This window comes from Rhodoferax sp. (genome assembly GCF_028688795.1).
Taxonomy (GTDB): Bacteria; Pseudomonadota; Gammaproteobacteria; order Burkholderiales; family Burkholderiaceae_C; genus Rhodoferax.
Genome location: NZ_JAQTXM010000002.1, coordinates 284,950 through 293,803 on the forward strand (window position 1 = coordinate 284,950; position 8,854 = coordinate 293,803).

Sequence of the window (8,854 nt, forward strand, 5' to 3'; positions counted from 1 at the left end):
CAACGGAGTTGAGCGCTCTCGTGGTCCGCTTGTATGGCGGAGTGCGGGAGCGCTTCTCGGCTTCAATATTGAAAATACGGAAACGGGATTGTTGTGGCTGAAGCGCCAAAAAAAATATCAAAAAATGTCGAGATGACCGGCGAGCGAACTCGCGCCTACGATCTTTGGCGAGCCGATCTTAGCCTCGACTTCATTGGACTTCCCTTTGTCGAGTACTCGAGGCTGCCAACCAAGTCCTGGCCTCGCTTCACCATAAACGCCATGGTGTTCCCAAGTTGGAGCGAGGATTCATCGCGGCATGACGTTAATGGGACTATGGCTAATAGTCATGGTTCTAGCAAGTCGATCATTTCGTTAATTGATGCTGGCGTTTTGCTGAAGGAAATCCCGGTCTTTGACGTTTATCTCGATTCTAATTTCCAAGTATTTGAGTATCGGCGTCCTGGCGCGAAGAGTGGTCTTCGGGTGGATTCTGCTGAGTTCATTAAGACCGTACTAAAGCAGAAGCCAGAAACGATCGTTAGCCCATTCGTATTTGAGACAGCGTCTTCGTCTGCAGCCTACAGCGCTTGGCACAGGGTAGCAATGCCATCTTCAGCAGGCGTAATGGATATCGATTTTGTTGAGCTTCGAAATGGGGAGCCAGTTGCTCTGATTGAGGCCACAAAGGCAAATAGCGCAGACTTGGAGTACGGCCTTTTTTCCTTTCTAAGCAGAGGATTTGCCCAAGCCTCCATTTACATTCAGTTGGCAGAGTTGCTCTCGACGGATGCTTATGTCGTCACCTATACGGATGAGATGCAAGAGGTAGAGGTACTGAAGCTAAGTAGATCGATGATTAGCCATATTGATGACTTCGACCGAAAGCGACAGCAGCTCGCAAAGGAGTTTCTCGGAAATAAGGCGGCCCAGAGTCGGTCACAGGCACAGGGAATGGCTGTCGGTGAGCTGTTTGCAGATGGCGGCCAGGAGTTTCTTCGGAGCCTCATCAAACAGCGTAGGAAGTGGGCGATTGGTGAGTATGTCGATTGGCTTACGAACAAGGCTCCACTTCGGTCGAGGGACGCCGGATGACGGATTTGAATAGGACAATCCAACGTTTCGAGCTCGGAGATTGGTGCTGGTTCCTTCGGCAGGCCACCCCCTGCCGCGTAGTCGAGCGGCAGGACGTGTGGGGCGAGAGTGCCTACCGCGTCTGGCTGCCAGCCAAAGACGCGGTGGTGCGGGCGCGTGCCTCAGACCTTGCGCCGCTGGAGAGCGTCCGCCCTACGGTGGAGGAAATCCTGCACACCACAGCGGCGGCCAAGCTGATGGATGCAATGGAAGACAACCTGCTGCTCGCGCCAATCCAGTCCAGCGTGGTACCGCTGCCGCACCAGTTGTACGCACTCAATCGCGCTATCAGTCGTGATCGCATCCGTTATTTGTTGGCGGATGAGGTTGGCTTGGGCAAGACCATTGAAGCGGGTCTGGTGCTGCGGGAGTTGAAGCTGCGCGGGCGCGTGAAGCGTGTATTGGTGGTAGCGCCCAAGGGGCTGGTGCGCCAATGGCAGGCTGAAATGCGGCTCCACTTTGGCGAGACATTGCAGTTCATCGAGCCAGCAGAACTGGCCGCCTTCCGCCAGTGGCGCAATGACGAAGAAAACCTCTGGCGCGTGCACGATCAGGTGATCTGCTCGCTGGATTCAGTCAAGCCAATGGAAAGTCGGCGTGGTTGGAGTCTGGAGCAACTGAACAACTACAACCGAGAGCGCTTTGAGGATCTGATCTCGGCATCTTGGGATCTGGTGATCATCGATGAGGCGCATCGCATGGGTGGCAGCACCGAACAGGTGGCGCGCTACAAGTTGGGTGCTGCGCTGGCCGAGGCGTCGCCCTACATCCTGCTGCTTTCGGCCACACCGCACCAGGGCAAGACCGACCAGTTCCTGCGCTTGATGCAGTTGCTCGACCGCGAAGCCTTCCCGGACGAGAACAGCGTCAACCGTGACCGGGTGCGCCCATTTGTGATCCGCACGGAGAAACGGCTGTCGATCAACGCCGAAGGCCTGCCTCTGTTTAAACCGCGTGTTACCCGTTTGCAAGCGGTGGCCTGGCAGGCACGCCATAACGCGCAGCATCGTTTGTACGAGGCAGTGACCGACTATGTGCGGCATGGTTACAACCAAGCTATGGCAGCCAAGCAGCGCCACATTGGGTTCTTGATGATTCTGATGCAGCGCTTGGTGACGTCGAGTACGGCGGCCATTCGCACCACCTTGGAAAAACGAATGGCACTGCTCGCGGAGCCGCAGCCGCAGGCATCGCTGTTTGAGAACACTAGCGACGACGATTGGGCAGACCTAGACGGCCAATCGCAAGTGGATTTGGCTATGCAGGCCACCGGCTGGGAGCTGGAAAAGTCAGAGGTGGAGATGCTGCTTGACTTGGCACGCGAGACGGAAGCCTCGGGTACTGATGCCAAGGCAGAAGCGCTGCTGGAGTTGATCTACAAACTGCAGCAGGAGGAAAACGACCCTGCGTTGAAGGTGCTGATCTTCACGGAGTTTGTGCCAACGCAAGCCATGCTGGCCAAGCATCTGGAAAGCCGTGGTTTCTCGGTGACCACGCTCAACGGCAGCATGGATCTGGATGCCCGCACGCAGGCACAGAAGGTGTTCTCACAAGAGGTGCGCGTGCTGATTTCCACCGATGCTGGTGGTGAAGGCTTGAACCTACAGTTCTGCCACGTGATCGTCAATTTCGACATGCCGTGGAACCCGATGCGCATTGAACAGCGCATTGGCCGCGTGGATCGTATCGGCCAGAAGCATGTGGTTCGTGCCATCAACTTTGTCCTCGAAGACACCGTGGAACACCGCGTACGCCAAGTGCTGGAGGAAAAGCTGGAAGTCATCGCGCAGCAATTCGGCGTCGACAAAGCATCCGACGTGATGGATTCCGCCGAGGCAGAGCCATTGTTTGATGAGCTGTTTGTGCAGGGGCTGCAAAACCCGGAGGCTATCGAACAGAAGTGCGACGCGGTGGTGGAACAGTTGCGTGAGACTTTGGCAGAGTCGAAGAAGAATAGTGACCTGCTCTCGGACGCGCACGAGCTCGAAGCTGAGGACGCCCGCAAGTGGCGTGACCACCCGGCGCAGTTCTGGCTGGAGCGGGCCATTACGGCAGGGTTGACCGCACGCGGTGGCTCAGCGACTAAATCCGGCAAGGCTTGGCGCATGAAATGGGCTGACGGCAGCGAGTCGGCACAGGTATGTTTTGACGCGCGCACTGCTGACGAGAACCCCGAGATTGAGTGGGTGACGCTGGAAGATCCGAGGGCCCGAGCAGTCATCAGTGAATTGCCACGATTTGTGACGGGCCAGCCATTACCTGTGATCAGCGTGACAGGCCTGCCGGATTCGGTTCGAGGGATCTGGTCGTTGTGGGAGATCAGCCTTGCAGCGGAAGGCTTGAGCCGCAAGCGTTATCTACCTGTCTTCACCAATGAAGATGGTCGCGCTTTTATACCCACGGCTAAGCGCGTGTGGGATTTGCTGCTGACAGAAACGGTGGACGTTCACGGCGTGAGCGGGGCCGAGGATGCAGCGAAATGGTTTGAAGCGGCATTGGTGGCCGCAAAGACACAGGGCGAACGCCTCTTTACCGAATTGCTTGACGCGCATCGGACTCGTCTACAGGAAGATCGCGAACGCGCTGTCTATGCCTTTGAGGCGCGGCAGCAGGCCATCGGACGTATCGGTTTACCTGCAGTACGGGAACATCGCCGCAAGCGGCTGCAAAAAGAACATGAGGCACGCTTAGCCTCGCTGGCAGACGCCGAGGCCAGCGTGCCAGATTTAAATGCCGTGATGATGGTGCGCGTCTCTGGCGATGTGTCGCCCGGTGATGTCGATATGGGGAAACGCCCCGCATGAGTCAGTGGATCGAACGAATTCTCAGTCGCTTTACGGCAGACCTAGATCGCCTTTGGGTGGCCTGCGATCCGGACGACGTGTTGCTGGATGAGCGCCTGCTGGCAGCGTTGCGCAGTCGTGGCTTTGAGTTGATGCTGTACGAAGATCCTTTTGTGTTTCGTACTGAGTTTGAAGAGCGCTACCGCACTGCATGGGATCGAGGAGAGCCCGGCCCGACAGCATCCTTGATCGTGCACTGGCGCGGCGCAGATGCGAGCGAGCTTCCTTGGGACATTGGTCACTATGGCCGCGTGGTCAGCCTTGGCTTGGCGCAGTTGTTTCCTCGCTTGGCGTACAACGTAGTCAAGCAGGTTGAGCCGGAGCATTTGGCAGCATTGCTGGATGCGCATGACACGGATTTGCAGGGCGTGCGCGGTGAAAACGAGTCCAAGGACTTCATCCTGGAGCGGGTTTATCAACTCGCCCCACGATCGAGTATTCGGACCGAGAGCGATTTCTGGCGTGATGTTTTGCGTATGCATTTCGCCAATCGTTCCTTGCCACTGATGTTTGCCCAACACGCGGCTGGCATCATCAAAAGTAAGGGACTGTTTGCAGAGCAGCCCGTGGCGACTTGGCTTGCTTCACGAAGTGCCTTGTTGCGAGTGGTTCAGGACGCATGGCACCGTTACTTGTCCAGTTTGGGAATGGACGGTTCGCGTATCGGCGAACCAACGCCGCCCGACTACATCGAAAAGATCGACATCCCATTCGACCACTCGGATGTGCAGTCTATTGTCGATTCCATGTTTTTGAATGGCTCGCTACATCCGCTGGCCGTTCATAACGTGCCCGCCAGTCTGCCTAGTTGGATCAAGGCCGGGATTGTGCAAGACCCGGCGGCGCGAAGTGCGTTGGTGAAGAACGGCATCGTGAAACTGATCGACGCTATTCCAACTTCTGCTGATACTCATAAGGCCTGGAGCGAATTCGCCAAGCAATACGGCGAGATCCTTGCTCGCGTACATAACCTTGGCAATGCCAATGACGAAAATGCTATGACTGAGGTTAACAGCCTTGTTAGGACGCTGCAAGATCAATCGGATCAACACCTGCAAGCATGGGTTGCGGCCAAGCACTATGCGGACTTGAGTACGCTCTCCTTCCACAACGGCCCGGTGATGGTGCATCGGATTCCCGATTACCTTAGCTCGCGCCGGAAAGTGATCGGAGCCGAAAAGATCGCACTATTGGTATTCGACGGACTGGCCTTGGATCAATGGGTGCAAATTCGTGAGCGTCTGGTTGAGACAACGAAGCGATTCGCTTTCGATGAGGGCACTTCATTCGCATGGATACCGACGGTGACTTCAGTCTCGCGGCAAGCAATCTTCTCTGGTCGTAAGCCGCGTGAGTTTGATGAGTCCATTGGGCACACCAACAGGGAAGAATACCTGTGGAAGGCCTATTGGCAGGAGCAAGGCGTTAAACCGAGTGAGACCATGTACCAGCGTTCGCTGCGTCAAGTCGAGCAACTGGATGTGCTGGAAGCGGCTCTTGAGAGTCGTCGACCAAAAGTGGTTGGATTGGTGATCGACGAAGTGGATGATCGCATTCACAAAGAGAGATCAAAACAAGACGTAGCGCTGTGGATTGCAAACTGGTTGAAGACCGGGTTTGTTGATCGTCTGTTTGCCATGCTGCTCGATAGAGGGTTTCACATCTACCTGACGGCAGATCACGGCAACGTTGAAGCGGTGGGTATGGGACGCCCTGCTCAGGGAGAGATTCCGGAAACCCGTGGCGAACGTGTGCGCGTGTATCGCAGCGAATCATTGCGGGCAGATTCCGTGGCCACGTATTCCAACACGGTTAAGTTGGACATCGCTGGACTACCGGCGAACTTCATGGCCCTATTTGCAGGCGGACGAACGGCATTTGTGACCGATGGTGAACATGTGGTGGTCCACGGTGGAGTCTCGGTTGAAGAGCTGATCGTTCCGTTTGTGAAAGTTAAATATTTGATTGGAAACGAATGAAGAAATCAGTTCCACAAATCGGGTTCGATCGGTTCATTCAGCTTGATTGGATTGCAGCCGTTATCAAGGTTCGCGCAGGCACCTCCAGCGCGGATGCGTTGAGCGAGTTACTGGAAGCCTCTGTGCTTGGAAAAGAATCCAGAGCCAAGACCCGCACCAAGCTGAACGCACTTGGACTGGAGCCCAGACCAGAGTTTGCCGACTTCATTGACCGTGGCGTGAGCATTTTCAAAAGTAGCGACAAGTCCGATGGCATTGCTGCCTTTGCTTGGGGTGCTGCCATTGCCAGTTACCCGTATTTTGGAAAGATCGCAGAATTTACGGGGCGACTGACCTCAATACAGGGTGATTGCTCAGTATCAGAAATTCATCGCCGCATGAGCGAGGTGTATGGCGATCGCGAGGCCACGAAAAGGGCAACGCAAGCCGTTATTCAAACCCAGGCGAACTGGGGTGCCATTGAACGCGTTGAAAAGGGAAAGCGACTCGTCCGACTGCCCATCAAGTCGATAACAAAGGACATGGCCATTGCATGGCTTGTCGAGGCTGCCTTGCGCTACCAAGGCAAAGCAGTCTCGCTGGCTGCTCTGCAGTCCCTGCCGGTTATCTACCCGTTTGCACTAGAACAACCTCTCGGCTACTTGATGTCAAACAGCCCGATGCTTGAAGTTCGCTCTGAAGGGCCAAGCAACCAGTTGGTGGCGCTGCGCGAATAGATTTAAGGATTGATATGAATATAGAAAATGAACTGTCAGGTGTGCCTACAAATTGGTTTGTCGGTGCGAGCTATGGGGGGACTGACGATCAAATGCCCCGCTTCTTGTCTGAGGGGATTTGGGAGAACGCGGTGATGCACTGGCGGATTGTGCGAGCGGATTGATGCTGCATCCTGCAATCGGCCAGACAGTCGACGAGACGGCGGCGATCCAGGGTCACCATATTCGGTTTGCCACCGTGGATTTAGCCGCCTCACCAACTGACATTCGATCACAATTGCTGTTGCTGTGCGAGTCACCACTGCAATCGCTCGGGTCATAGCAGCAGCAACACGTCAGCCTCTCGGCGCGTAACGAGTCCCGGTAGTACTCTCCCACCACCGTAAACCCATCGGCGCAGTTCCTTCCCAGCAACGGCCCAATCCTGCTGGTTGATTCGTCGCCGTAACGTCGATGCCTGAAGCCGACCCGCGCCAAGGTTGAAAGTGAAGTCAACAATGGCTGCCAGCCTCGAATCAGACTCCGTAGCCAGCACAGGGCAATACCGCAGTGTGGCTGTGAGGGCCGTCATCAGGTCTTGGGCCAAATACACTTCGGCTTCAGCCTCTGAGATCGGCGGATGGTCTGGTTTGCACAGATGCCCAAACCCCACTGTCCAAAACCCGGCAGGACAAATGTAGGGATGGGCTCGGCGTAACGGGTCGTTTTTCGGCACCCTGTGAAACCCCTCAAACCGCTTGGCCAGCTCCACGGCTGCTTTAGGCACCGCAATCACGAGCGACCCCGATCAAAAACCCTTCCTAAAAACCAGAAGTTCAGCACACCAGCCCAAAGGGCCTGATCTGCCTCCGACCAAGCCGCCAACACGGCAGCGCCCCAGCCAGCGCCAGCGTTCAGTGCAGCAACAAAGGCTACAGTCTTGGCCGCGCAGTACAGCGCCATCAGCCAGTAAGTGATGATTGGCCGCACGCTTGACGACAGGGCATCAGCCCACCAGACGCCGGTTTTCTCGCCCTGGGTGCGCACCGCGTCACGCAATGCCTCAATTGCACCAGTGTTCCATGTCGCATCAGCTTGTGAACCAATTTCAGCCATGCGCTGCGTGCCGCGAATCTTCTCAAACTCCAGGGCCTTGTCCTGCATCGCCAGTTCGTGGCCACGTTCGCCCTTTCGATCCAGCCATTTCAGGAATTCTGGAGCCAGCCGAAACGCCCCACCCAACAATCCACCCAGCAGTGTTTCGATCATTGGGCACCTCCAAACAATTTGAGTTTGATCAGGGTGCCGGTCAGGATCGCCATCACCAGCCCAGTGACCACCATCTTGATGATGGTCAGACCAGCAGTTTTCTTGGCCTCATTGAAGGCATCGAGCAGATTGCGCAGTTCGCGGATGTCGTGGGCTGCGTCCTCACCATCAAGTCCCACTTCATGCAGGGCGTGACGCGCGCCCCGCTCGGCCGCACGCTCAAGCATTTGCTCAAAGTCGTCGTGCGGCATCGTCACCATCTTGCGTCGCTCAGATTGATTTGTTTCCATTTCTCATGCTCCAAAAATGCGAAACCCGCCAGATGCGCATAATGCACACCGAAGCGGGTTTCAGGTTAAAAATTGTTTTCAGTAGGGGTTAGATTTCAATGATTTCCAGACTCAGATTGGGTGCAACGGCTTCCAGAACGCCATCACGCACAAAAACGCGCGCTCCCATGCTTGCGCTGCCCCTGGCCCTGACCGTGCCGCCACCGGGCAACTGGACGGTGACAACGCCTGTGCCAACCTCTGACACTGTGCCGACCTGTAACGGTGGATCAGACAGGAGTTGCTTGAACTGCTCATAGACGTTATGCATAGGTCTGCACTCCCAAGGTTTGCCAAACCTCTGGAAACCCGGCCTGCACTTGGGTGGATCGCACCAGTCCGATGCGGTCAACACCGCTGTCGCGGTACTGGACGAAGGCACCGGGCTCAATGATTCCAGTCTCAAAAAGCACCGGCAAATTCAAGCTGACCTCAATCTGCCGACCGGTGTCACTCAAAACTGCCAATCCGCGCTGCCGGGCAACTGCCGCCTCAGTAATCAAGGCATCCACCACCATCGGTGCCAACAGATCGCCAGCGGTACCTGCCCGGGTGACCTGCGCCAGCACTCCGGCTTCCTGGCCCGAGACAAACACCCGGTTGTAGGATGGCTTTTCCAGCCAGCG

At 56.1% G+C, this 8,854-nt stretch carries 8 protein-coding genes and 1 pseudogene; 4 read left to right on the top strand and 5 right to left on the bottom strand.

The features are described 5' to 3' along the window. Positions 1-93 precede the first annotated feature (93 nt). Genes PHQ58_RS03000 through PHQ58_RS03015 form a run of 4 tightly spaced genes read left to right on the top strand, consistent with a single transcriptional unit; the run spans position 94 to position 6,651 of the window. Positions 94-1,074 (top strand): hypothetical protein, encoded by a 981-nt coding sequence (locus tag PHQ58_RS03000; protein ID WP_300106655.1) that lies wholly within the window; start codon positions 94-96, stop codon positions 1,072-1,074. Further along, the gene (locus PHQ58_RS03005; RefSeq protein ID WP_300106658.1) at positions 1,071-3,917 is read left to right on the top strand and encodes a DEAD/DEAH box helicase; all 2,847 of its coding nucleotides are present in this window, start codon (positions 1,071-1,073) and stop codon (positions 3,915-3,917) included. Before PHQ58_RS03000 ends, PHQ58_RS03005 begins: the two co-directional genes overlap by 4 nt. Continuing rightward, positions 3,914-5,935 carry a BREX-3 system phosphatase PglZ gene (gene pglZ / locus PHQ58_RS03010; RefSeq protein WP_300106661.1) on the top strand — a complete coding sequence of 674 codons (2,022 nt, stop codon included), beginning with the start codon at positions 3,914-3,916 and terminating at the stop codon, positions 5,933-5,935. The genes PHQ58_RS03005 and pglZ overlap by 4 nt, the downstream gene beginning before the upstream one ends. Continuing rightward, the gene (locus tag PHQ58_RS03015) at positions 5,932-6,651 is read left to right on the top strand and encodes a hypothetical protein (RefSeq protein ID WP_300106665.1); all 720 of its coding nucleotides are present in this window, start codon (positions 5,932-5,934) and stop codon (positions 6,649-6,651) included. The genes pglZ and PHQ58_RS03015 overlap by 4 nt, the downstream gene beginning before the upstream one ends. 316 nt (positions 6,652-6,967) lie before the next feature. Here the strand turns inward: PHQ58_RS03015 and PHQ58_RS03020 are convergent, their stop codons facing one another. The 5 genes and pseudogenes from PHQ58_RS03020 to PHQ58_RS03040 form a co-directional block, all read right to left on the bottom strand. Continuing rightward, the gene (locus tag PHQ58_RS03020; RefSeq protein WP_300106668.1) at positions 6,968-7,426 is read right to left on the bottom strand and encodes a lysozyme; all 459 of its coding nucleotides are present in this window, start codon (positions 7,424-7,426) and stop codon (positions 6,968-6,970) included. Further along, the gene (locus PHQ58_RS03025; protein WP_300106671.1) at positions 7,423-7,899 is read right to left on the bottom strand and encodes a hypothetical protein; all 477 of its coding nucleotides are present in this window, start codon (positions 7,897-7,899) and stop codon (positions 7,423-7,425) included. The genes PHQ58_RS03020 and PHQ58_RS03025 overlap by 4 nt, the downstream gene beginning before the upstream one ends. Next, positions 7,896-8,189, bottom strand: a complete 294-nt coding sequence (locus PHQ58_RS03030) for a DUF6127 family protein (RefSeq protein WP_300106674.1) — start codon at positions 8,187-8,189, stop codon at positions 7,896-7,898. Before PHQ58_RS03030 ends, PHQ58_RS03025 begins: the two co-directional genes overlap by 4 nt. Positions 8,190-8,277: 88 nt before the next feature. Further along, positions 8,278-8,499 (bottom strand): hypothetical protein, encoded by a 222-nt coding sequence (locus tag PHQ58_RS03035; RefSeq protein WP_300106677.1) that lies wholly within the window; start codon positions 8,497-8,499, stop codon positions 8,278-8,280. Continuing rightward, positions 8,492-8,854: pseudogene (locus tag PHQ58_RS03040) on the bottom strand (hypothetical protein); the annotation flags it as partial. The gene PHQ58_RS03035 and the pseudogene PHQ58_RS03040, both read right to left, overlap by 8 nt.